We start from the raw sequence: 21,509 nt of genomic DNA, 5'->3' as shown, positions 1-21,509 counted from the left end.
TCTGGGCACAACGATACGACAGGTGTGCCGTAGCTCACTCTTCCGACGGGGCGGGCCGTACGTGAATGATGTCGCCGGCGCCCACGGGCTGCTGCACTCCGTCGCCGGTGGCGAGCACCAGCCGCCCGTCCCCGTCGACGGCCACGGCCTCTCCGACCAGCTCACGGCCGCCGGGAAGTTCGGCCCGCACGTGGCGCCCGATCGTGGCGCACCCGGCCGCGTACGCCTCCTGCAGCCGGCTCTGCGCCGGATCGCCCGCCGCGTCGCGCCACCGGCCGTACCACTCCTCCAGCGAACGGAGTACGGCGCGCAGCAGCGGATCGCGGTCCAGTACCTGCGCTCCGGCCAGCGCCAGCGAGCCCGCCGTGGGTACGGGCAGCTCGTCGGCCCGCAGGGACACGTTCAGGCCGATGCCGACGACGACGGCGTCCCCGGTCCGCTCGGCGAGGATCCCGCCGGCCTTGCGCTCGTGCCCGTCGACCGTCACGAGCAGGTCGTTGGGCCACTTCAGCGCCGTGTCGACGCCGGCCGCCCGGGACAGCGCGGCCGCGGTGGCGACCCCGGCGAGCAGCGGCAGCCAGCCCCACCGCTCCACGGGCACGTCCGGGCCGGGCCGCAGCAGGACGGAGAAGAAGAGGCCGGACCGCGGCGGCGCCGTCCACGTGCGGTCGAGCCGCCCGCGCCCGGCGGACTGCTCCTCCGCGACGAGCACCGCTCCTTCGGGCCCGCCGGCGGCCACGAGGTCGGTGTTCGTCGAGCCCGTCCGCGCCACCACGTCCACCGAGGTCCACAGCGCGCCGGGCCGCAGCAGCCCGCGCCGCAGGGCGGTGACGTTGAGCGGCGGCCGGTCGAGATCGGACCAGCGGCCGCCGGAGGGGGAAGGCGTCTCAGGAGGCGTCATAAGAGCCACCATAGGAGGGAAGTGGAGGCATACCGGTGTGGCCAACGACGCACTGCCGCAGCGCACCCGCGCGGATACGCTACGGACCGGTAGCACCGGTTAGCCCACTCAGCCTCACAGCGACACAGCCAGCCTCAGTTCATCCTCAGCCAGCCCACCTCTGGACGAGCAGGAGCCGCATCCCGATGTCCGAGCCGGAATACGACATCCACACCACCGCGGGCAAGCTCGCGGATCTGCAACGCCGGATCGAGGAGGCCACGCACGCCGGCTCCGAGCGCGCCGTGGAGAAGCAGCACGCGAAGGGCAAGCTGACCGCCCGCGAGCGCATCGAACTCCTCCTGGACGAGGGGTCCTTCGTCGAGCTGGACGAGTTCGCCCGGCACCGCTCGACGAACTTCGGCATCGAGAAGAACCGCCCGTACGGGGACGGCGTCGTCACCGGCTACGGCACCGTCGACGGCCGCACCGTCTGCGTCTACTCCCAGGACTTCACGGTCTTCGGCGGCTCGCTCGGCGAGGTCTACGGCGAGAAGATCGGCAAGGCCATGGACTTCGCGCTGAAGACCGGCTGTCCGATCATCGGCATCAACGACGGCGGCGGGGCCCGCATCCAGGAGGGCGTCGTCGCCCTCGGCCTCTTCGGCGAGATCTTCCGCCGCAACGTGCACGCCTCCGGTGTCGTCCCGCAGATCTCCCTGATCGTCGGCCCCTGCGCGGGCGGCGCGGTCTACTCCCCCGCGATCACCGACTTCACGGTGATGGTCGACCAGACCTCGCACATGTTCATCACCGGCCCCGACGTCATCAAGACCGTCACCGGCGAGGACGTCGGCTTCGAGGAGCTCGGCGGCGCCCGCACGCACAACAGCACCTCGGGCGTGGCGCACCACATGGCCGGGGACGAGAAGGACGCCATCGAGTACGTCAAGGCGCTCCTGTCCTACCTCCCCTCGAACAACCTCTCCGAGCCGCCGGCCTTCCCCGAGGAGGCCGACCTGGAGATCTCGCCCACCGACAGCGAGCTCGACACCCTCATCCCGGACTCGGCCAACCAGCCGTACGACATGCACACGGCCATCGAGCACGTGCTGGACGACGGCGAGTTCCTGGAGACCCAGGCCCTGTTCGCGCCGAACATCATCACCGGCTTCGGGCGCGTGGAGGGCCGGCCGGTCGGCATAGTCGCCAATCAGCCCCTTCAGTTCGCCGGCTGCCTCGACATCAACGCCAGCGAGAAGGCCGCCCGCTTCGTCCGCACGTGCGACGCCTTCAACGTGCCGGTGCTGACCTTCGTGGACGTGCCCGGCTTCCTGCCCGGCACCGACCAGGAGTACAACGGCATCATCCGGCGCGGCGCCAAGCTGATCTACGCGTACGCGGAGGCGACCGTCCCGCTGATCACGGTGATCACCCGCAAGGCGTTCGGCGGCGCGTACGACGTCATGGGCTCCAAGCACCTCGGCGCCGACCTCAACCTCGCCTGGCCCACCGCCCAGATCGCCGTCATGGGCGCCCAGGGCGCGGTCAACATCCTCCACCGCCGCACGATCGCCGCGGCGGAGACGCCGGAGGAGCAGGAGGAGCTGCGGGCGAAGCTCATCGCGGACTACGAGGACGCGCTCCTCAACCCGTACGCGGCCGCCGAGCGCGGCTACGTCGACGCGGTGATCATGCCGAACGAGACGCGCCGGCACATCGTGCGGGGCCTGCGGGCGCTGCGGGACAAGCGCGAGGCGCTGCCGCCGAAGAAGCACGGCAACATCCCCCTCTAGATCCGTCCAGGAGGTCGTCGGTGATCAAGGTAGTCAGGGGCAACCCGACCCCCGAGGAGCTCGCCGCCGCCCTGGCGGTGGTCCAGGCCCGCGCGGCGGCGGGCAGCGCCGCCGCGCCCGAGGCGGGCGAGGCCCGCCCGGAGTGGTCGGCTCCGGCGCGGCGCCTGGCGACGGCACGCATGCCGCAGGCGGGCCCGAGGGCGTGGCGTACGACGTACTGGCCTGCATAACGAGTACGGAGGCGGCGGGCCGCAGTCGCGGCCCGCTCCCCGTACGCGCACACTCGGTTTTATGGGCGGAAAGGAAATCCTCTCCCGCACCCCGGACGCCCCCCTGCGGCACACCGCCGCTCACACCGGCCCGGAGACGGCCCCCGCCCGCGCCCTCCCCCGCTCACCCGGCGCTCCCCTGGACCACGCGACGCGCCGGACCATGTCCGCCCGCTTCTCGTACGACTTCAGCCGCGTCCGCACGCACAGCGACGACCGGGCGGCGGATCTGGCCGCGGGCCTGCATGCCAGGGCGTACACGGTGGGGCACGACGTGGTCTTCGGACGCGACATGTACGCACCGCACACCGCGGCCGGGCAGGCGCTGCTCGCCCACGAGCTCGGGCACGTCGTAGAGCAGTCGGCCGCCGGAGTGCTCGCGGTCCAGCGCGACGACGTGGCGGCCCCTGCGCCGACGGTGGCGAAGCCCGCCGATCCCGAGGCCGCGCTGGGGCAGCGGCTGGTCAAAGAGTTCCCGAACGGGGTGGCGCTGGCGTTCTACCAGCCGATGCCGAGCGCGAGGGACAGGGAGGAAGCCGGTAACGCCGCTGGGACGTGGGCCAAGCGGGAGAAGGCACTGGGCGTCACAGGCAAGAAGGTCACCGCCTCGGACGTCGCGTTCGGCGAGGCGATGTCCGACAAGGACCACCCTCTGAAAGAGACGGTGCAAGCGATCGGCACCCTCTTGAAGGCCGCCGTCGCAAAGACCCCACCGGACCCGGCCGCGCCGCCCGGGGGCAGCCCGGCCGCGGTGCGCGTCCTTGCGCTGTTCGCGCACGGCGATCCCAGCTTCTGCGGCGTCGGCGGCGTCACTCCCAAGAATGCCGCGTCGGTCATCCAAGGGATCGCTCCCGCGCTCGCAGCAAACATCACCATCGTCTTCTTCACCTGCAATTCAGGCCGTGTCTGGGAGGAGAAGGAAGACTGGGAGAAACAGAGTATGCGACCGGGCGGGAAGGGCTCCCTGGCGTCCGTGACCCGCGACGCGCTCATCGCCGAAGGCAAAGTCGGCTCGGTGTGGGGGCACTCGATGGGCGGGCACGTCGCCGGCGTCAACCCTGCGCTACGGGAATTCACCACGGCCGCCGGTAAGGGCAGCGAGGGTGCATCCTTCGTCATGCGGTACGTCTTCACCGAGGCGGACAAGAGCAACACAACGAAGGAGTTGCTCGACGCAGTCTCCGCCCGGGGATACCAGCTCACCTCCGCTGCAGCCGTCACTGCCGGCGCCGTGGCGGAGAGCACGATGTACTACGGCTACGCCGAGGCGAGCTGGAAGCGGACCTTCGAGGGCAGCATGCTCGCCGAGGCTGCGCCCACGCACCCCGTCGAGGTGGCCAAACTGATCAAGGACTACTGGACGACGACGTACTGGCCCGCCAACAAGGGCAAAGCGACCGACCTCCTCGTCAACAAGTGGCTGGTCCCCTCGGGCCAGGCCACGAAGCGCAAGCCGTAGCACCCCCGCCCCGCCGATTGAGTACGCGTACTCAGGCGCTCCGCACCCCCCGGCGGGACCATGGTGGCGATGCTGTGGTCGGACCCTTCGAACGAACCCCCCGAGGAGCTGCGCGAGGCGCAGGCGATGCTCCGCCGGGCCGGTCTCGTGCTCGCGATCGGCATGGTGATCGCCTTCGTCATCCTGGGCGTGGGCTGAGCCACAGGAAACCCACAGTTACAGGCCCTCCGCAACCAAATCCTCCCCTCCCGCATCATGGCTAGTGAAATGCCGCGAACCGGGGAGTGCGTCACACCATGAACAAGCCCGTGCGCCACATATCCGTCTTTGTCGGAGTGCTGATCCTGGCGCTGCTGGTCCAGGCGAACTGGATCCAGTTCGTCCGCAGCGACGAGCTGGCCAATCACAAGGACAACAAGCGGGTGAAGATCGCCAGCTTCGCCCAGCCCCGCGGCAACATCATCGTCGGCGGCCAGCCCATCACCGGCTCCAGCGAGACCACGGGCGACTACAAGTACAAGCGCACGTTCAAGGACGGCGAGATGTACGCCCCGGTCACCGGCTACTCCTCGCAGCTGTACGGCAACAGCCAGCTCGAATTCGTCAACAACAAGCTGCTCAGCGGCACCGACGACAAGCTGTTCCTGCAGCGCACCACCGACATGCTCAGCGGCAAGAAGCCCCGCGGCGGCGACGTGGTGACGACCATCGACCCCAAGGCGCAGAAGGCCGCCTTCGAGGGCCTGGGCAAGTACAAGGGTGCCGTCGTCGCCCTCGACCCCCGCACCGGCAAGATCCTCGCCCTGGCCTCCACCCCCTCCTACGACCCCTCGGTCTTCGCGGGGAACACGCTGAAGGACCAGGAGGAGTACAAGAAGCTGGAGGCCGACAAGGACAAGCCGCTGGTCAACCGGGCGATCAAGGAGCGCTACCCCCCGGGCTCCACCTTCAAGATCCTCACCGCCGCGGCCGCCCTCGAACACGGCATCGTCAGCGACATCGACGCCAAGGGCAGCGCCCCGGTCCCGTACCCGCTCCCCCTCAGCACCACCAAGGTCCGTAACGACGTCCAGACCGAGGAGTGCGTCAACGGCTCCCTCAAGGCCGGCCTCCAGTGGTCCTGCAACAACGTCTTCCTCGACCTGGCGGACAAGCTGGGCAAGGACAAGATGCGGGAGACCGCCGAGAAGTTCGGCTTCAACAACAAGAACATCTTCATCCCCAACGGCACCGTCGAGAGCATCTACCCCAAGAACCTCGACCGCCCGCAGACCGCCCTCACCGGCATGGGCCAGGGCAGCCTCGACAGCACCCCGCTGCAGATCGCGATGATGACCGCCGCCCTCGCCAACGACGGCAAGCTCATGAAGCCCTACCTCGTCGAGGAGCTGCGCGACCCGGCCCTCAACACGCTGGAGAAGCACAAGCCCGAGGTCATGTCGCAGGCCGTCTCCGCCGGCACGGCGAAGAAGGTCCAGCAGATGATGGAGAACACCGCCCAGAACGGCACCGGCAAGAAGGCCCTCATCGACGGCGTCACCGTCGGCGCCAAGACCGGCACCGCCCAGCACGGCGTCAACAACGAGAAGCTCCCGTACGCCTGGTTCGTCTCCTACGCCAAGCAGGCCGACGGCTCCCCCGTCGCCGTCGCCGTCTTCATCGACCCCGAGGGCTCCGGCATCGACCGCGACGAGATCTCCGGCGGCGGCCTCGCCGGCCCGATCGCCAAGAAGGTCATGCAGGCCGTGATCAAGAAGTAGCGCCCGGGTACGGGGACCGCGGTTGTCTACGATGGCGGGCATGACCCCTCAGCGCCGCCTCGTCCTCGCCTCCCAGTCCCCCGCCCGCCTCGGCCTGCTCAAGGCCGCCGGGCTGAAGCCCGAGGTGATCGTCAGCGGCGTCGACGAGGACGCGCTCACCGCCCCGACCCCCGCCGAGCTGGCGCGCGTCCTGGCCGAGGCCAAGGCGGACGCGGTCGCCGCCCGGCCGGAAGCGGCCGGGGCGCTGGTCGTCGGCTGCGACTCCGTCCTGGAACTGGACGGGCAGGCCCTGGGCAAGCCCGAGGACGCCGAGGACGCCACGGCCCGCTGGAAGTCGATGCGCGGCCGGTCCGGGATCCTCCGGACCGGCCACTGCATCGTCGACACGGCCACGGGCCGCCGGGTGTCGGCGACCGCTTCCACGACCGTGCGCTTCGGCGAGCCCTCGGACGCCGAGATCGCCGCCTACGTCGCGACCCGCGAGCCGCTGTACGTCGCGGGCGCCTTCACCCTCGACGGCCGCTCCGCCCCCTTCATCGAGGGCATCGACGGCGACCACGGCAACGTCATCGGCCTCTCCCTCCCCCTGCTCCGCAAGCTCCTCGCCGAGCTGGGGATGTCGATCACCGAGCTCTGGTCCGACGACGCGATCGCCTAGAGCGGCAGCATCCCGGTGACCGGCGCCAGGAGCCCGAGGACCGGGTCGAGGGCCTGGCCGGCCTGACCCACCTTGTTCAGCTGGTTGAGCTGATCGAGCTTGCCGAGCTGATTCGTGGCCCCGGGGTAGACGCTGGTCGCCGGCGGCTCGGGAGCGGGCGCCGGCGGCGCCACGACGTCTCCTGCGTTCGAAGTGGGCGGTTGCGGCATGGGAGCGGCCGTGGCTGCGGTGGCGGTCAGGGCGAAAGCGGCGCCGGTGAGAGCGGCGGCGGCAACGATGCGCTTCATCATGACCGCCCCAACGAGGTTATGGCGCCTCGGTCACCATTCCTTCCGCCACTCGGGGGGCGCACCCCAGAAATGCACGGGCCGTACTCAGCAGAAGAAGCGTGTGCACGAGCCGTGCGTCGGGAGTGGGCGCGCAGTACCAGGAGAGGGGCCATGTGCCCCCGTAGAGCGCGGGAATGGGCACGTAATCGACTGCGCCGGCTTCCCCGGTAAGGCGCTCGGCGCCTTTCGGCCAGGCGCGGCGGGCGGTACTTCCGGGTTCGACGAGGAAGTACATCGCCCTGCGGTCGTTCGCTTCCGCGATGATCGGACCGGGCCGGCCGCGGGTGAGCATGGCCAAGGCATTGGCCAGACGCCGGCCGTCGTTGCCGTGGACGCGGACGGCGTCGAAGTGGACGCCTGCCTTGCGGAGTTGGTGACCGGTGGCGGGCAGCCAGTCGATTTCGGCCAGCCGAGCTTGCTGATTCATGTGACGAGCATCACCGATGGTCGCTAGGTTTTCCATCACGGAGCGTGGACTGTTGTTAACAGTGCGCCGCAGTCGAACGTTCCTTGACCACAGTTGAGTCCAGTGGAAGGCGGGGGCCGGGGAATGGCGAGCCAGGAGAACAAGGACCGGGCGTCAACGGCGGCACAACTCACGTCCGACATCGTGCGGTTGCTGCGCAAGCTCGCGGGCATGACGCAGGAGGAGCTGGCGAAGCAGATCGGCTACACCGGGTCGGCGGTCAGCGCCTTGGAAACGGGCGCGCAGCCCGCGAACGAGAAGATGCTGGACCGCCTGGAGGGAGCCATCGGCTGCGGGATGGGCATCTTCACGGCGGCGAAGAAGTATGTGCGGTTGGACAAGTACCCGACCTACTTCAAAGACTTCGCCCGTCTGGAGCAAGCAGCACTGACGCTCTGCACGTACGAAACGCTCCTGGTCGACGGCCTCTTCCAGACCCAAGAGTACGCACGTGCACTCATCGGTGGCGGCTACCCACCTCTACCGGACTATCTGGTCGAGGAATTGGTCGAAGCACGAATGGCACGCAAGGCAATTTTCGACCGCGAGCCGACAGCGCTGATCGAGATGGTCCTGGAGGAGTCCGTAGTGCGCCGTCCGTTCGGCAGCTGGGACATCCTCCGCGGACAGCTGAGGCACCTCATTGAGGTCTCGGAACGCCCCAACGTGAGCATCCAAGTGCTACCCATGGACCGCGGTCTGCGAGGTCGGAATGCTGGTGCTCGTGGGCCGATGAAGCTAGTGCAGACTCCGGAGCATCGCATGATGGTCTACTTGGAAGTACAGGACACGAGCAATCTGATCAGCGAACCAGCTGACGTGACACGGCACTTCCACCGCTACACGAAGATCCGCGAGCAGTCCCTCGGTCGCGACGATTCAATGGCCCTCATCGAGCGAGTGATGGGAGAGCTGTGAACGCGCCTTTGAAGTGGCACAAGTCTACTTACAGCAGTGACAGCGGTGGCAACTGCCTCGAAATGGCCTTCGACTGGCACAAGTCCAGCTACAGCGACTCCAGCGGTGGCAACTGCGTCGAGGCCATCAGTTGGCGTAAGTCGATGTATAGCAGTGATGCAGGCGGCGACTGCGTCGAAGTCGCCGCCGACTGGCACAGGTCCAGTTACAGCGACCCCGGCGGCGGCAACTGCGCCGAGGTCGCCAGACGCCCGGACCGGGCCCCGGTCCACATACAGGAGGTCCACATACGGGACTCCAAGAACCCCACGGGAGGTGCCCTCACGTTCAACCAACCCACCTGGTCAAGTTTCCTCGGACATGTCAAAGCGCATATTCCGGTGTAGGCCGGAAGCCATCCGGCCACGACTCCACGCCCCCGAGGAGCGCAGTCATGCCGAGGATCCTGATCACCACCGGTGACGCCGCCGAGGACCTGGAGGTCCTCTACCCCTACCAGCGCCTGCTGGAGGAGGGCTACGAGGTGGACATCGCCGCTCCCACCGTGAAGCAGCTCCAGTTCGTCGTGCACGACTTCGTCGCGAGCTTCGACACGTACACGGAGAAGCTCGGCCACAGCTGGCCCGCGGACGTCGCGCTGGCGAACGTGAACCCGTCGGACTACGCCGCGGTCGTCATCCCCGGCGGCCGCGCGCCGGAGTTCCTGCGGCTGGATCCCGACTTCCAGCGGATCATCAGGTCGTTCTTCGCGCAGGACAAGCCCATCGCGCACATCTGCCACGCCGTGATCGCCCTGACGCCGCTGGGCGTCCTCAAGGGCCGCCGTACGGCCGCGTGGCCGGCCTGCCGCCCGGACGTGCAGCTCGCGGGCGGGACGTTCGTGGACGCGGAGGCCGTCGTCGACGGGAACATGGTCTCCGCGCGGGCGTGGAACGACCAGCCCGCGTGGATGAGGGCGTTCGTGGAGCTGCTCCGCGAAAAGGCGCCGGTCAAGAGCTGACGGCGCCTGTGCGAGGCTGGGAGGTCCGCCGCCGACCGCCCAGCCTCGAAGGGAACCCGAACCCCCCATGTCCCAGTCCGTGGACCGCGCCCTCGACGTACTGGACGCCGTCGCCGCGGCAAGCGCCCCCGTCCCGGCGAAGGCGCTGGCCAGAAACCTCCGCTGCGGGCTCTCCACGGTGTACGAGATCCTCGGCACGCTCACCGCCCGCGGGCATCTGGTCCGCACCGCGGGCGGCTACACCCTCGGGTACCGCACGCCCGCCCTTCACCAAGCGTTCCTTCGCCAGATGCAGCTGGACGACGCCGTGCACACCCTCCTGCTCGCGGCCCGGCGGGAAGCGGGCGCGGACACGTACTTCAGCACGTACCGCGACGGGGACATCGCCGTGCTCGCCGGGAACGCCGCCGACCCGTCGACGGGCGGCTTCAGCGTGGGCCGGGATCTCGACGGGCACGCGACCGCCCACGGCAAGGTGCTGCTCTCGGCGCTGCCCCGGGCCGCCCGCATGCGCTACCTCACCGGGACGGGAATGCGGGCGATCACGCCGCGGACGATCACGTCGCCGGACCGGCTGGACGCGGAGCTGCGGCGCGTGCGGCGGGAGGGGGTCGCCGTGGAGGTCGAGGAGTGCGCGCCGGGAGTGGCCTGCGTGGCGGTACCCGTACCGGTGCTGCCAGGCATACCGGGCGCGCCGGGCGCGCAGAACAGCACCCGCGGCACGGCCGCCGTATCCGCCGCCCTCCCCCTGGAGGACTTCCACCGCCGCAGGCGGCAGCTGACGGACACGCTGCGCCACGTGGCGGCGGAAGCGGCGAAGTTGGCCGCGCGTCAGCGCGAGGTGACGGCGGCCTCCGCGGGCTGACCCCAGCGCTCCGGGTCGTACGCCATCAGGGTCCAGACGATCAGGGCGAGGACGGCCATGACGACCGCGAACGCGGTCCAGCCGACGAGGCCGACGCAGAAGGCGCCCAGGAGGCCGTGCACGACGCCGCAGGTGATCAGCAGAATCCTTCCCGCTGCCCGGGGCGGGCGGTCGCGCAGGGCGGTGCGGAGGGCGACGACGGCGCACAGGAGCAGGTAGAGGGCGAAGAGCGCGCCGGCGATCCAGGCGGCGAGGGCCATGAGGCCGGGGTCGCTGCCCGCCAGGGACATGTGCTGACGGCGGACGACGACGCCGAGGATCCAGTTGATCAGGGCGATGCCCAGGCCCTCCACGGCGAGGGCGAGCGCGGCGAGGCCGGCGACAGGTCTGCGGAACCGGGTCATTCCCACCCCTTCGCCACCTCTTCGTCACCCCTCGCCGCCCCGGCGGGCGATTGCCGCAAGCAATTGCCACGAGTTACCGCGGGTACCCACGTCTGAAAGGACGCTACTCACGGGTAGAACCATGAGCAAGGGGTCGACGCGGACCCGCGCCCGGCCGAACGGCCCCCGGGCCGGTTCCCGCACACGCAAACTTTGGGCCACCCGTTCGTAGGGACTCGACAAAGAAAGCTCTTTCCTACCCGGCGGCACCCGTCGAGAGCTCCGCCACATGCAAAGGTCGGCAGAGACCCTCGCACCCGGCGTACCGTGGGAGAACTGGGGACTTTGGCGCGCACACGGCCTCCGGTTCACGCTCCGTGTGGGCAAGCTCACCTCGGGAGTCGGCTCGGCACAGAGTGTCGCCAGTACCTAAACTCACCTTGTTTCAAGGAGGGAGCCATCGTGCGCAAGGTGCTCATCGCCAACCGTGGCGAAATCGCTGTCCGCGTAGCTCGCGCGTGCCGGGATGCCGGGATTGCCAGTGTGGCGGTCTACGCGGATCCGGACCGGGATGCGCTGCATGTCCGCGCCGCTGATGAGGCGTATGCGCTGGGCGGTGACACCCCGGCGACGAGCTACCTTGATGTGGCCAAGGTGCTTGCCGCGGCGGCCGAGTCGGGGGCGGATGCCGTTCATCCCGGGTACGGCTTCCTTTCCGAGAACGCCGAGTTCGCGCAGGCGGTGCTGGATGCGGGTCTGACGTGGATCGGTCCGCCGCCGCAGGCGATCCGGGACCTGGGTGACAAGGTGGCGGCCCGTCATATCGCTCAGCGTGCGGGTGCGCCGCTGGTGGCCGGTACCCCGGACCCGGTCTCGGGTGCGGAGGAGGTCGTGGCGTTCGCCCGTGAGCACGGTCTGCCGATCGCGATCAAGGCGGCCTTCGGTGGTGGCGGGCGCGGTCTGAAGGTCGCCCGCACCCTGGAAGAGGTCCCCGAGCTCTACGACTCCGCCGTCCGCGAGGCGGTCGCCGCCTTCGGGCGCGGGGAGTGCTTCGTCGAGCGCTACCTCGACCGGCCCCGCCACGTCGAGACCCAGTGCCTGGCGGACAAGCACGGCAACGTCGTGGTCGTCTCCACGCGTGACTGCTCGCTGCAGCGCCGCCACCAAAAGCTCGTCGAGGAGGCCCCGGCGCCGTTCTTGTCGGCGGAGCAGAACGCCGAGCTCTACCGCGCCTCGAAGGCGATCTTGCGCGAGGCCGGCTACGAGGGCGCGGGCACGTGCGAGTTCCTCGTCGGCCAGGACGGCACGATCTCCTTCCTGGAGGTCAACACCCGCCTGCAGGTCGAGCACCCGGTCACCGAAGAGGTCACCGGCATCGACCTGGTCCGCGAGATGTTCCGCATCGCCGACGGCGAAGAGCTCGGCTACGACGACCCGCCGCTGCGCGGTCACTCCTTCGAGTTCCGGATCAATGGTGAGGACCCGGGCCGTAACTTCCTGCCCGCTCCGGGCACGGTCACCCGCTTCGACGCCCCGACCGGTCCGGGTGTGCGCCTGGATGCGGGGGTGGAGGCGGGCAGTGTCATCGGCCCGGCGTGGGACTCGCTGCTGGCGAAGCTGATCGTCACCGGTGCCACGCGTGAGCAGGCGCTGCAGCGGGCGGCGCGTGCGCTGAGTGAGTTCAAGGTCGAGGGCATGGCCACGGCCATTCCCTTCCACCGGGCCGTGGTGGCCGATCCCGCTTTCACCGCCGATCCCTTCCGGGTCCACACGCGGTGGATCGAGACGGAGTTCGTCAACACCATCGAGCCGTTCGCGGGTGCCGCGGCCGAGGAAGAGGGCGAGGAGGCCGGCCGCGAGACCGTCGTCGTCGAGGTCGGCGGCAAGCGCCTGGAAGTCTCCCTGCCGTCCTCGCTGGGGATGACACTGGCGCGCACCGCGGCCGCGGGCGGGGCGAAGCCGAAGCGGCGTGCTGCGAAGAAGGCCGGCTCGGCCGCGTCCGGTGACGCGCTGACCTCGCCGATGCAGGGCACGATCGTGAAGGTCGCGGTCGAGGAGGGGCAGGAAGTCGCCGCGGGCGAACTGATCGTCGTCCTCGAAGCGATGAAGATGGAGCAGCCCCTGAACGCGCACCGCGCGGGCACGGTCAAGGGCATCACCGCCGAGGTCGGTGCCTCCGTCTCCTCCGGCGCCGTCATCTGCGAGATCAAGGACTGACGCAACAGTCGCTGAACATGCCTGTGGCCCCCGCCGAGCGCTCGGCGGGGGCCACAGGCATGTTCAGCGGCTTCAGATGGTGCGACCGACATTCATGACGTACACCGTGTCGTCCTCCACCTGGTAGAGCACTCGCCAGCATCCGACAGAGAGCCGGTAGTAGCCGGACCCTCCGAGGGCGGAGGCCGCTTCGGGCTTCGGCTCATCGCCCAAGGTCCTGCTCGCCATGACGCACGCCTTCGCGCCCGCGGGGTCGAGTAGACGTAAACGACGGAGCTCGACCAGCGCCCGCTCCTCCCACACCACGGTCCAGGACACTCAGCAAGCCTTCCGATCCGCAGCCTCATCCGCCTCGATGACGGCCAGCACCTCGTCCTGGGGGATCCACCGGGATTCGGGGTCTTCCCGGATGGACTGCGCCAGCGCCAGATCCGCTTCGTCCCGGAACCGCTGCAGTTCCTCCAGCTCCTCTATGGGCATCAGCACCGCTGCCGGTTTGCCGTACTCGCTGATCAGGATGTGCTCGCGGCCGTGCCGCACACGGCCCACGAGCTGCCCGAGCTGGTTGCGGGCCTCGACGAGGGAGTAGGTGTCCATGCACAGGACGGTACGCACCCGCAGGTGCGTACAACAATCCCCCGTTCGGATGACGTACCCCGCCCGGAAAGGCCGATGGCATCCTTGGCAGGCGGGGAGAGAGAGGGAGGACTCGGCAGCCATGGCCACGGAGAGCACACAAGCGTCACCACGACCCATGCGGGCCGACGCCCGGCGCAACTACGAGCGGCTGCTCACGGAGGCCCGGACCGCATTCACCGAGCACGGCACGGAAGCCTCCCTGGAGGACATCGCCCGCCGGGCCGGGGTCGGCATCGGCACGCTCTACCGCCACTTCCCCAACCGCACGGCGCTGATGAGCGCCGTCTTCCAGGGCGAGGTCGACGGGCTCCTCGCCCGCTCCCGCGAGCTCCTGGCCTCCCCCGAGCCGTGCCGGGCCCTGCTGGACTGGCTACGGGCCTGCGTGGCGCACGCCAGCACGTACCGGGGACTCTCGCGCGCCCTGCTGGCGGCCCAGGCGGACGAGGCGTCCGCGATGTCGCGCTGCAGCCTTCCCCTGCGGGAGGCGGGGAGCGTGCTGCTCGCGCGGGCGCAGGCGGCGGGGGCGGTCCGTGCCGGCGTCGACATCGTCGACGTCATGCAACTGACGAACGCGATCTCGCTCGCCGCGGAACAGTCCCCGGACGACCCCCGGCTCCCGGACCGCCTTTTGTCGCTGACGCTCCAGGGCTTGGCCGCGACGCCGTGCCCGGAGGGGCCCTGACCCCTGACCCCTGACGTCCGTCTCGGCACCGCCGGACAACACCGCCGTGGTGCCTCGCCGCCACGGCGGAAGCAGGCGGACAGCCCCAGCTGAATGACTCCGCCGCAACGGCGACCCGCCCCCACGGCGCAGACCGGCGGCGCCCGGCCCACCCAAGGCCTGCCCGGCACCGCCGGACCACACCGTCGGGTTGCTCGCCGCTGCGGCGGAAATGAGGGCAGCCTCGCCGCGGCGGACCGAAGAGTTACCTCCGCCTGGGCGCCAGGTCCGCCACCCGCGCCGTATTCGTCGGAGGCTCAGCGCCCAGCGACCCCGCGCTGCGGAGTTGCGGAGCCGACGGGCCGCCCCCTGGCGAGCCCTGCTGGCCCGGGGGCAGGTGGTGGCCTCCGTGCGTGCGGCGCTGGCCCGGCAAGGGTGGGACGTCGCGGCGGCGCTGCTGCGGCGGCACCTGCTCGCCGCCGCCCGACACCGCTCCCGCCGGGCCGGGGCCCGGCCCCTGGCCCGACCCCGCGCCGGGCCCGGCGACCGAGATGTGCACGCCCTGGTCGGCGAGGGCCTGCAGCTCCGTCGCCGCGCGGTCGTCGTGCGACGGCGGCTCGTCCGTCACGAGCCGCGTGATCACATCCGTGGGCACGGTCTGGAACATCGTGTCCGTACCGAGCTTCGTGTGATCCGCGAGCACGACCACCTCCGCCGCCGCCTGCACCAGCGCCCGGTCCACGCTCGCGGAGAGCATGTTGGACGTGGACAGGCCCCGCTCGGCGGTCAGCCCGCTCCCCGACAGGAACGCCCGCGTCACGCGCAGCCCGTGCAGGGACTGCTCCGCACCGCTGCCCACCAGGGCGTAGTTGGATCCTCTGAGCGTGCCGCCCGTCATGACGACCTCGACCCGGTTGGCGTGGGCCAGGGCCTGGGCGACGAGCAGGGAGTTGGTGACGACGGTCAGTCCCGGTACGCGCGCGAGCCGGCGGGCCAGCTCCTGCGTGGTCGTACCGGCGCCGACGACGACGGCTTCGCCTTCCTCGACGAAGCTCGCCGCGAGATCGGCGATGGCCGTCTTCTCGGCGGTCGCTAGATGGGATTTCTGCGGGAAGCCGGACTCTCTGGTGAAACCTCCCGGCAGCACCGCACCGCCGTGCCGGCGGTCGAGCAGTCCTTCTGCCTCCAGTGCGCGCACGTCCCGCCGTACGGTCACTTCGGAGGTCTGGACGACGCGGGCGAGCTCACGGAGCGAAACCGCCCCGTTGGCCCGCACCATTTCGAGGATCAATTGACGACGTTCTGCAGCGAACACGAAACCGACAGTAACGCCAACGACCATCCGTTTTCAGCAGGTTGCAGCAATTAACGGAAGTTGTCCGCTGCGGAACGCTCAAAGTGGTATAGGAGGCCCGGGTTCAAGGCCAAAGCCTCCACGACCACTCAGCGCAACAATCCAACCCCTAAGCCTCGCGCTGCGTCTTGCGCGAGTGGAGCTGCCGGGCGACCTCCGCCAGCGAACCGGACAGCGACGGGTACACGGTGAACGCATTGGCGATCTGCTCGACCGTCAGGCTGTTGTCGACCGCGAGGGAGATCGGGTGGATGAGCTCGCTCGCCCGCGGGGCGACCACGACGCCGCCCACCACGATGCCCGTGCCGGGCCGGCAGAACAGCTTCACGAAGCCGTCCCGGATGCCCTGCATCTTCGCCCGCGGGTTCCGCAGCAGCGGCAGCTTGACCATGCGGGCGTCGATCTTCCCGCTGTCCACGTCGGCCTGCGTGTAGCCGACGGTCGCGATCTCGGGGTCGGTGAAGACGTTCGCCGAGACCGACTTCAGGTTGAGCGGCGCGACCGCGTCACCCAGGAAGTGGTACATGGCGATACGTCCCTGCATCGCCGCGACCGACGCGAGCGCGAGCACGCCCGTGCAGTCACCGGCGGCGTAGACGCCCGGCGCGCTGGTGCGCGAGACCCGGTCGGTGTGGATGTGCCCGGACTCCTTGAGCCGGACCCCGGCCTCCTCCAGCCCTATCCCGGCCGTGTTCGGAATGGAGCCGACCGCCATCAGGCAGTGCGTACCGGTGATGACGCGGCCGTCCGCGAGCGTGACCTCGACCCGGTCGCCCACCCGCTTCGCGGACTGCGCCCGCGACCGCGCCATGACGTTCATGCCGCGGCGACGGAAGACGTCCTCCAGAACGGCGGCCGCATCCGGGTCCTCACCCGGCAGCACGCGGTCCCGCGACGACACCAGCGTCACCTTGGACCCCAGTGCCTGGTACGCACCGGCGAACTCGGCACCGGTCACACCCGAGCCCACCACGATGAGCTCCTCGGGGAGCTCGTCCAGGTCGTACACCTGGGTCCAGTTCAGGATGCGCTCGCCGTCCGGCTGCGCGTCGGGGATCTCGCGCGGGTGCGCACCCGTGGTGACCAGCACCGCATCCGCGACGAGCGTCTCCTCGGTCCCGTCCGCGGCCGTCACGATCACGCGGCGCGAGCCGTCCGGCGCCTGGTTCGGCTCCAGCCGCCCCCGGCCGCGCAGCACGCGTGCACCCGCCCGGGTGACGGACGCCGTGATGTCGTGCGACTGCGCGAGCGCCAGCCGCTTCACCCGGCGGTTGACCTTGCCCAGGTCCACACCGACGACCCGGGCCGCCTGCTCGATGTGCGGCGTGTCGTCGGCGACGATGATCCCGAGCTCCTCGTACGAGGAGTCGAAGGTCGTCATCACCTCGGCCGTCGCAATGAGCGTCTTCGAGGGAACACAGTCGGTGAGCACCGACGCCCCGCCCAGACCGTCGCAATCGACGACGGTCACCTCCGCACCGAGCTGCGCGGCGACGAGCGCCGCCTCATAGCCGCCGGGTCCGCCACCGATGATCACGATCCGAGTCACGTACTCCATTGTCCCGCACCCGTCGAAGGGACTTCTCCCGGGGCCTCCCCAGCGGATCCGTACCCGTATGCATACGGCAATCCGTGCGAGAACCGGCAGGAGGTTCCGGACGAACCTCCCTTCGAGACTGCCATCCCAAATGCCGCCGCGCCTCACTCCCGTACCCTCGAAACCATGTCGCTCTACGCCGCGTACGCCGGCAACCTCGACGCGCGGCTGATGTCCCGCCGCGCACCCCACTCGCCGCTGCGCGGCACGGGCTGGCTCGCCGACTGGCGGCTGACTTTCGGCGGCGAGCAGCTGGGCTGGGAGGGCGCGCTCGCGACCGTGGTCGAGGCACCCCGCTCCCAGGTCTTCGTCGCCCTCTACGACATCGCCCCGATGGACGAGGACTCGATGGACCGTTGGGAGGGTGTCGGCCTCGACATCTACCGCCGGATGCGCGTCAGGGTGCACACTCTGGACGGCGAGGAGCCCGCGTGGATCTACGTCCTGAACGGTTACGAGGGCGGCCTGCCCTCCGCCCGCTACCTCGGCGAGATCGCCGACGCGGCGGAATCGGCGGGCGCCCCCCACGACTACGTCATGGAGCTGCGCAAGCGCCCCTGCTGACACCGGGGCCGGGTTGTGACGACTACGTCTCGTCACAACCCACAAAGCAACAATCGGAACACCGTGAGCAGTGACATCTACGCGCGTAGGCGATAAGCGGCTACCCTCGTCCGCGTGAACGCATCAGTTACTCCCGACATCCAGGCCGACCCGTACGCCGCGGCGGACGCCGCCGCCGCCCGTCTGCGCGAGCTGACCGGCGCCGAGACCCACGACGTCGCCCTGGTCATGGGCAGCGGCTGGCTCCCCGCGACCGAGGCGCTCGGCGCTCCCGAGGCCGAGTTCCCGGTCACCGAGCTCCCCGGCTTCACCGCGGCCGCCGTGGCGGGCCACGCCGGCACGGTCCGCTCGTACAAGATCAACGACAAGCGCGCCCTGGTCTTCCTCGGCCGCACGCACTACTACGAGGGCCGCGGCGTCGCCGCCGTCGTCCACGGCGTGCGCACCTCCGTCGCCGCCGGCTGCAAGACCGTCGTCCTCACCAACGGCTGCGGCGGCCTCCGCGAGGGCATGCGCCCCGGCCAGCCCGTGCTGATCAGCGACCACATCAACATGACGGCGACCTCGCCGATCGTCGGCGCCAACTTCGTCGACCTCACCGACCTGTACTCCCGCCGTCTGCGCGCGCTGTGCAAGGAGGTGGACGAGACCCTCGAGGAGGGCGTCTACGTCCAGCTCCCCGGCCCGCACTACGAGACGCCGGCCGAGATCCGCATGGTCCGCACCCTCGGTGGCGACCTCGTCGGCATGTCCACCACGCTCGAGGCGATCGCGGCCCGCGAGGCCGGTGCCGAGGTTCTCGGCATCTCCCTCGTCACGAACCTCGCCGCGGGCATGACGGGCGAGCCCCTCAACCACGAAGAGGTCCTCCAGGCCGGTCGCGACTCCGCGTCCCGCATGGGCCAGCTCCTGGCCCAGGTCCTCCCGAAGCTCTGACCCTTGCCGGGCCCACGGCGCCGTTTCCCCTCGCGGGGTGCGGCGCCGTTCCCCTTGCCGGGGGTGCCACGGCCGGTGCGGCGCCGCGCCGGCCCCCCGCGCGCCTTCGGCGCGCGACACGCCCACCCGCCCACCCGTTACCGGAAGCACAAGGGTTCGCTACCGGAAACGGGCGGCCCGAGCCGGCCCGCAGCCGCGCACGTGCGGGAGGGGGCGGGGTGGGCCGGGGCTGGCAAGGGGCGTAAAGCGTGATTTGTGGGCCCTGCTTCCGGGCACCCAAAGCTCAGGCCAGAGGGGCCCGTAAATCATGCAGCCCCGGAAGCCCCGGCCCACCCCGCCCCCGACCCACGGACGACCGGCCCGCGAAAACCGGCCGCACCACCCAGACCCCTACCCACCCAGCCACCCCTCCGGAGGAGACACCGTGGAGCGAGAGCGAGACGCCCTCATCGCCCAGGCCAAGTCCTGGCTCGCCGAGGACCCCGACCCCGACACCCGCGAAGAGCTCGCCCGGCTCATCGACGCCGGGGACACCGCCGAGATCGCCGCCCGCTTCGCCGGCACCCTCCAGTTCGGCACCGCCGGCCTCCGCGGTGAGCTCGGCGCCGGCCCCATGCGCATGAACCGCTCCGTCGTCATCCGCGCCGCCGCCGGCCTCGCCGCGTACCTCAAGAAGCAGGGCCACACCGGCGGGACGGTCGTCATCGGCTACGACGCCCGTTACAAGAGCGCGGACTTCGCCCTCGACACGGCGGCCGTCATGGTGGGCGCCGGCCTGAAGGCCGCCCTCCTGCCCAAGCCCCTCCCCACCCCCGTCCTCGCCTTCGCGATCCGCCACCTCGGCGCCGTCGCCGGCATCGAGGTCACGGCCAGCCACAACCCGCCGCGCGACAACGGCTACAAGGTCTACCTGGGCGACGGCTCCCAGATCGTGCCGCCCGCCGACGCCGAGATCGCCGCGGAGATCGCCGCCGTCCGGAGCCTGGACGACGTCCCCCGCCCCTCCGCCGGCTGGGAGACCCTGCGCTACGAGAACATCGTCGGCGCCTACCTGGAGCGCACGGACGCCGTCCTGACCGGCGGCTCCGCCCGCGACGTGCGCGTCGTCTACACGCCCATGCACGGCGTCGGCCGCGACGTCCTGACCGCCGCCTTCGAGCGCGCCGGCTTCCCCGCTCCGACGGTCGTCCCCGCCCAGGCCGAGCCGGACCCGGACTTCCCGACCGTGGTGTTCCCCAACCCGGAGGAGCCGGGCGCCATGGACCTGGCGTTCGCCACCGCCCGCGAGGCCCGCCCGGACATCATCATCGCCAACGACCCGGACGCGGACCGCTGCGCCGTCGCCGTGCCCGACGCGGACAGCGTCGAGGGCTGGCGCATGCTGCGCGGTGACGAGGTCGGCGCGCTGCTCGCCACGCACCTGGTGCACAAGAGCGCCCGCGGCACGTTCACCACGACGATCGTCTCGTCCTCCCTCCTCTCCCGCATCGCCGCCGCGAGCACCGGCACGCCGTACACGGAGACGCTGACCGGCTTCAAGTGGCTGGCCCGCGTCGACGGCCTGCGCTACGCCTACGAGGAGGCTCTCGGCTACTGCGTCGACCCCGAGGGCGTCCGCGACAAGGACGGCATCACGGCGGCCCTGCTGGTCGCCGAGCTGGCCGCGGAGCTCAAGGAGTCCGGCCGGACCCTCACCGACCTCCTGGACGACCTGGCGGTCGAGCACGGCCTGCACGCCACGGACCAGCTGTCGGTGCGCGTCCAGGACCTGTCGCTGATCGCGGACGCCATGCGCCGCCTGCGCGAGCAGCCGCCGGCGGTGCTCGCCGGCCTGCACGTGACGTCCGCCGAGGACCTGGCGAAGGGCGCGGAGTCCCTGCCCCCGACGGACGGCCTGCGCTACCACCTCGCCGGTGACGAGTCGGGGGCCGTCTCCGCCGCCCGGGTGATCGTCCGGCCGAGCGGTACGGAGCCGAAGATCAAGTGCTACCTGGAGGTCGTGATCCCGGTCGCCGACGCGACCGCCCTCGCGGGGGCGCGCGCCAAGGCGAGCGCGGTCCTGGCCGAGATCAAGGCCGACCTGTCGAAGGCCGCGGGCATCTGAGCCCGTTGAACCCGTTGAACCCGTGAAAAAAGGGGGGCCCGGGGCACAGCCCCGGGCCCCCCTTTTCCTGAGGAAACGGCCGTCAGCCGACAACCAACAACACCACGAACAACACCAACCCCACCCCCGCCGGCACCAGCACCTCATACGCCCACCGCACCACAACGCCCCCCTGCGCGTCGTCCCGCGAAGCGCCCCGCTCGGCGAGCTCCTGCAGCTCCGCGACGGTCTGGTCGGCGGGAGCCGCCTCCGCCCCGCCCCGCGCCGCACGCTTGCGCTTCCTCAGTGACACCGGCACGGACCACAGCTGGTAAGTGGAGCCCCCCGCCAGTACTTCACTGGAGTAACCGGCGCGCACCGCGTCCACCGCACCCCACGGCAGCGTGATCGTGCGGAACGGATTGCGCACCAGCAGCCGCGAGGCCCCGGCGAAGACGGCCGGCCGCAGCGTGAAGGCGATGATCAGCGGCACGACGCACAACAGCCCGGCCAGCGCGAGCCAGGGCGTACGGCCCTCTCCGCGGACGGCGGCGTCGCCGCCCAGCCAGCCGGCGAGGGCGAGCATCAGCACGCCGCCGGCGATGCCGGCGGGCGAGCGGTAGCGCCTGTCGGCGTATTCCTGTTCGGGGCTAGGGCTCGTCATGGGCAGATTGT

The 21,509-nt window shown here is 70.5% G+C and carries 24 protein-coding genes; 15 read left to right on the top strand and 9 right to left on the bottom strand.

Annotation, left to right across the window (positions count from 1 at the left end; all coding sequences use genetic code 11):
• Positions 1–34 precede the first annotated feature (34 nt).
• Positions 35–901, bottom strand: a complete 867-nt coding sequence (locus FGW37_RS20400) for a biotin--[acetyl-CoA-carboxylase] ligase (protein ID WP_179082371.1) — start codon at positions 899–901, stop codon at positions 35–37.
• 185 nt (positions 902–1,086) lie between these two features.
• On the opposite strand from FGW37_RS20400, the gene FGW37_RS20395 reads away from it, so the two are divergent.
• From FGW37_RS20395 to FGW37_RS20375, 6 genes are all read left to right on the top strand, one after another.
• Complete coding sequence (locus tag FGW37_RS20395; protein ID WP_179082370.1) at positions 1,087–2,676, top strand: acyl-CoA carboxylase subunit beta; 1,590 nt, start codon at positions 1,087–1,089, stop codon at positions 2,674–2,676.
• A 20-nt stretch (positions 2,677–2,696) separates the two neighbouring features.
• Positions 2,697–2,906 carry an acyl-CoA carboxylase epsilon subunit gene (locus FGW37_RS20390; RefSeq protein ID WP_179082369.1) on the top strand — a complete coding sequence of 70 codons (210 nt, stop codon included), beginning with the start codon at positions 2,697–2,699 and terminating at the stop codon, positions 2,904–2,906.
• Between the two features lie 61 nt (positions 2,907–2,967).
• Positions 2,968–4,404 (top strand): eCIS core domain-containing protein, encoded by a 1,437-nt coding sequence (locus tag FGW37_RS20385; protein ID WP_179082368.1) that lies wholly within the window; start codon positions 2,968–2,970, stop codon positions 4,402–4,404.
• Between the two features lie 69 nt (positions 4,405–4,473).
• Positions 4,474–4,602, top strand: coding sequence for a morphogenic membrane protein MmpB (gene mmpB, locus FGW37_RS33895; RefSeq protein ID WP_275477384.1), 129 nt, complete (start codon positions 4,474–4,476; stop codon positions 4,600–4,602).
• A 98-nt stretch (positions 4,603–4,700) separates the two neighbouring features.
• Positions 4,701–6,164, top strand: coding sequence for a peptidoglycan D,D-transpeptidase FtsI family protein (locus tag FGW37_RS20380; protein WP_179082367.1), 1,464 nt, complete (start codon positions 4,701–4,703; stop codon positions 6,162–6,164).
• Positions 6,165–6,195: 31 nt separating this feature from the next.
• Complete coding sequence (locus FGW37_RS20375; RefSeq protein WP_179082366.1) at positions 6,196–6,822, top strand: Maf family protein; 627 nt, start codon at positions 6,196–6,198, stop codon at positions 6,820–6,822.
• Here FGW37_RS20375 and FGW37_RS20370 read toward each other — a convergent pair.
• Both FGW37_RS20370 and FGW37_RS20365 read right to left on the bottom strand, forming a co-directional pair.
• Positions 6,819–7,112: a hypothetical protein gene (locus FGW37_RS20370; RefSeq protein ID WP_179082365.1), complete on the bottom strand. Its 294-nt coding sequence runs from the start codon at positions 7,110–7,112 to the stop codon at positions 6,819–6,821. The two genes, FGW37_RS20375 and FGW37_RS20370, sit on opposite strands and share 4 nt — an antisense overlap.
• 16 nt (positions 7,113–7,128) lie before the next feature.
• Positions 7,129–7,578 (bottom strand): hypothetical protein, encoded by a 450-nt coding sequence (locus FGW37_RS20365; RefSeq protein WP_179082364.1) that lies wholly within the window; start codon positions 7,576–7,578, stop codon positions 7,129–7,131.
• 123 nt (positions 7,579–7,701) lie between these two features.
• Here FGW37_RS20365 and FGW37_RS20360 point away from each other — a divergent pair, with 123 nt between their 5' ends.
• The 4 genes from FGW37_RS20360 (at position 7,702) to FGW37_RS20345 (ending at position 10,400) form a co-directional block, all read left to right on the top strand.
• Positions 7,702–8,535: a helix-turn-helix domain-containing protein gene (locus tag FGW37_RS20360; protein WP_179082363.1), complete on the top strand. Its 834-nt coding sequence runs from the start codon at positions 7,702–7,704 to the stop codon at positions 8,533–8,535.
• Positions 8,532–8,921 carry a DUF397 domain-containing protein gene (locus FGW37_RS20355; RefSeq protein ID WP_179082362.1) on the top strand — a complete coding sequence of 130 codons (390 nt, stop codon included), beginning with the start codon at positions 8,532–8,534 and terminating at the stop codon, positions 8,919–8,921. The genes FGW37_RS20360 and FGW37_RS20355 overlap by 4 nt, the downstream gene beginning before the upstream one ends.
• 47 nt (positions 8,922–8,968) lie before the next feature.
• Positions 8,969–9,535 (top strand): DJ-1/PfpI family protein, encoded by a 567-nt coding sequence (locus FGW37_RS20350; protein WP_179082361.1) that lies wholly within the window; start codon positions 8,969–8,971, stop codon positions 9,533–9,535.
• Positions 9,536–9,602: 67 nt separating this feature from the next.
• Positions 9,603–10,400 (top strand): IclR family transcriptional regulator, encoded by a 798-nt coding sequence (locus FGW37_RS20345; RefSeq protein WP_179082360.1) that lies wholly within the window; start codon positions 9,603–9,605, stop codon positions 10,398–10,400.
• Here the strand turns inward: FGW37_RS20345 and FGW37_RS20340 are convergent.
• A complete protein-coding gene (locus FGW37_RS20340) occupies positions 10,367–10,804 on the bottom strand; it encodes a hypothetical protein (RefSeq protein WP_179082359.1) in 438 nt (145 codons plus the stop codon). The two genes, FGW37_RS20345 and FGW37_RS20340, sit on opposite strands and share 34 nt — an antisense overlap.
• A 441-nt stretch (positions 10,805–11,245) precedes the next feature.
• On the opposite strand from FGW37_RS20340, the gene FGW37_RS20335 reads away from it, so the two are divergent.
• On the top strand, positions 11,246–13,000 hold the full coding sequence (locus FGW37_RS20335) for an acetyl/propionyl/methylcrotonyl-CoA carboxylase subunit alpha (RefSeq protein ID WP_179082358.1): 1,755 nt from the start codon (positions 11,246–11,248) through the stop codon (positions 12,998–13,000).
• Positions 13,001–13,072: 72 nt separating this feature from the next.
• Here FGW37_RS20335 and FGW37_RS20330 read toward each other — a convergent pair whose 3' ends face one another.
• Together FGW37_RS20330 and FGW37_RS20325 are read right to left on the bottom strand one after the other, a co-directional pair.
• Positions 13,073–13,318, bottom strand: coding sequence for a type II toxin-antitoxin system RelE family toxin (locus tag FGW37_RS20330; protein WP_179082357.1), 246 nt, complete (start codon positions 13,316–13,318; stop codon positions 13,073–13,075).
• Entirely contained in the window at positions 13,319–13,597 is a 279-nt protein-coding gene (locus tag FGW37_RS20325) for a type II toxin-antitoxin system Phd/YefM family antitoxin (RefSeq protein ID WP_179082356.1), read from the bottom strand.
• A gap of 121 nt (positions 13,598–13,718) precedes the next feature.
• On the opposite strand from FGW37_RS20325, the gene FGW37_RS20320 reads away from it, so the two are divergent.
• Positions 13,719–14,321, top strand: a complete 603-nt coding sequence (locus FGW37_RS20320; RefSeq protein ID WP_246430468.1) for a TetR/AcrR family transcriptional regulator — start codon at positions 13,719–13,721, stop codon at positions 14,319–14,321.
• Between the two features lie 244 nt (positions 14,322–14,565).
• Here the strand turns inward: FGW37_RS20320 and FGW37_RS20315 are convergent, their stop codons facing one another.
• Together FGW37_RS20315 and FGW37_RS20310 are read right to left on the bottom strand one after the other, a co-directional pair.
• Positions 14,566–15,579, bottom strand: coding sequence for a DeoR/GlpR family DNA-binding transcription regulator (locus tag FGW37_RS20315; RefSeq protein WP_246430824.1), 1,014 nt, complete (start codon positions 15,577–15,579; stop codon positions 14,566–14,568).
• A gap of 184 nt (positions 15,580–15,763) precedes the next feature.
• Positions 15,764–17,212, bottom strand: coding sequence for an NAD(P)H-quinone dehydrogenase (locus FGW37_RS20310; protein WP_179082354.1), 1,449 nt, complete (start codon positions 17,210–17,212; stop codon positions 15,764–15,766).
• A 165-nt stretch (positions 17,213–17,377) separates the two neighbouring features.
• Between FGW37_RS20310 and FGW37_RS20305 the strand changes: the two genes are divergently transcribed.
• From FGW37_RS20305 to FGW37_RS20295, 3 genes are all read left to right on the top strand, one after another.
• Positions 17,378–17,815, top strand: a complete 438-nt coding sequence (locus FGW37_RS20305) for a gamma-glutamylcyclotransferase family protein (protein ID WP_030369994.1) — start codon at positions 17,378–17,380, stop codon at positions 17,813–17,815.
• Positions 17,816–17,929: 114 nt separating this feature from the next.
• On the top strand, positions 17,930–18,751 hold the full coding sequence (locus FGW37_RS20300; protein WP_179082353.1) for a purine-nucleoside phosphorylase: 822 nt from the start codon (positions 17,930–17,932) through the stop codon (positions 18,749–18,751).
• A gap of 424 nt (positions 18,752–19,175) precedes the next feature.
• Positions 19,176–20,855: a phospho-sugar mutase gene (locus FGW37_RS20295; RefSeq protein ID WP_246430467.1), complete on the top strand. Its 1,680-nt coding sequence runs from the start codon at positions 19,176–19,178 to the stop codon at positions 20,853–20,855.
• 82 nt (positions 20,856–20,937) lie between these two features.
• On the opposite strand, the gene FGW37_RS20290 is transcribed toward FGW37_RS20295, so the two are convergent.
• On the bottom strand, positions 20,938–21,498 hold the full coding sequence (locus tag FGW37_RS20290) for a PH domain-containing protein (protein WP_179082351.1): 561 nt from the start codon (positions 21,496–21,498) through the stop codon (positions 20,938–20,940).
• Positions 21,499–21,509 lie beyond the last annotated feature (11 nt).

Source organism: Streptomyces rectiverticillatus, from assembly GCF_013394065.1.
Taxonomy (GTDB): domain Bacteria; phylum Actinomycetota; class Actinomycetes; order Streptomycetales; family Streptomycetaceae; genus Streptomyces; species Streptomyces rectiverticillatus.
Note: the sequence above shows the minus strand (reverse complement) of the source record. Positions and strands in the feature narration are given on the sequence as shown.

Bases quoted from the DNA above. Each gene is read 5' to 3' on its own strand.
- FGW37_RS20400 (WP_179082371.1), bottom strand. From the start codon at position 901: ATGACGCCTCCTGAGACGCCTTCCCCCTCCGGCGGCCGCTGGTCCGAT.
- FGW37_RS20315 (WP_246430824.1), bottom strand. From the start codon at position 15,579: ATGGTGCGGGCCAACGGGGCGGTTTCGCTCCGTGAGCTCGCCCGCGTC.
- FGW37_RS20345 (WP_179082360.1), top strand. From the start codon at position 9,603: ATGTCCCAGTCCGTGGACCGCGCCCTCGACGTACTGGACGCCGTCGCC.
- FGW37_RS20310 (WP_179082354.1), bottom strand. From the start codon at position 17,212: ATGGAGTACGTGACTCGGATCGTGATCATCGGTGGCGGACCCGGCGGC.
- FGW37_RS20290 (WP_179082351.1), bottom strand. From the start codon at position 21,498: ATGACGAGCCCTAGCCCCGAACAGGAATACGCCGACAGGCGCTACCGC.
- FGW37_RS20325 (WP_179082356.1), bottom strand. From the start codon at position 13,597: ATGGACACCTACTCCCTCGTCGAGGCCCGCAACCAGCTCGGGCAGCTC.
- FGW37_RS20385 (WP_179082368.1), top strand. From the start codon at position 2,968: ATGGGCGGAAAGGAAATCCTCTCCCGCACCCCGGACGCCCCCCTGCGG.
- FGW37_RS20395 (WP_179082370.1), top strand. From the start codon at position 1,087: ATGTCCGAGCCGGAATACGACATCCACACCACCGCGGGCAAGCTCGCG.
- FGW37_RS20350 (WP_179082361.1), top strand. From the start codon at position 8,969: ATGCCGAGGATCCTGATCACCACCGGTGACGCCGCCGAGGACCTGGAG.
- FGW37_RS20305 (WP_030369994.1), top strand. From the start codon at position 17,378: ATGTCGCTCTACGCCGCGTACGCCGGCAACCTCGACGCGCGGCTGATG.
- FGW37_RS20380 (WP_179082367.1), top strand. From the start codon at position 4,701: ATGAACAAGCCCGTGCGCCACATATCCGTCTTTGTCGGAGTGCTGATC.
- FGW37_RS20360 (WP_179082363.1), top strand. From the start codon at position 7,702: ATGGCGAGCCAGGAGAACAAGGACCGGGCGTCAACGGCGGCACAACTC.
- FGW37_RS20340 (WP_179082359.1), bottom strand. From the start codon at position 10,804: ATGACCCGGTTCCGCAGACCTGTCGCCGGCCTCGCCGCGCTCGCCCTC.
- mmpB (WP_275477384.1), top strand. From the start codon at position 4,474: ATGCTGTGGTCGGACCCTTCGAACGAACCCCCCGAGGAGCTGCGCGAG.
- FGW37_RS20365 (WP_179082364.1), bottom strand. From the start codon at position 7,578: ATGAATCAGCAAGCTCGGCTGGCCGAAATCGACTGGCTGCCCGCCACC.
- FGW37_RS20370 (WP_179082365.1), bottom strand. From the start codon at position 7,112: ATGATGAAGCGCATCGTTGCCGCCGCCGCTCTCACCGGCGCCGCTTTC.
- FGW37_RS20320 (WP_246430468.1), top strand. From the start codon at position 13,719: ATGGCCACGGAGAGCACACAAGCGTCACCACGACCCATGCGGGCCGAC.
- FGW37_RS20375 (WP_179082366.1), top strand. From the start codon at position 6,196: ATGGCGGGCATGACCCCTCAGCGCCGCCTCGTCCTCGCCTCCCAGTCC.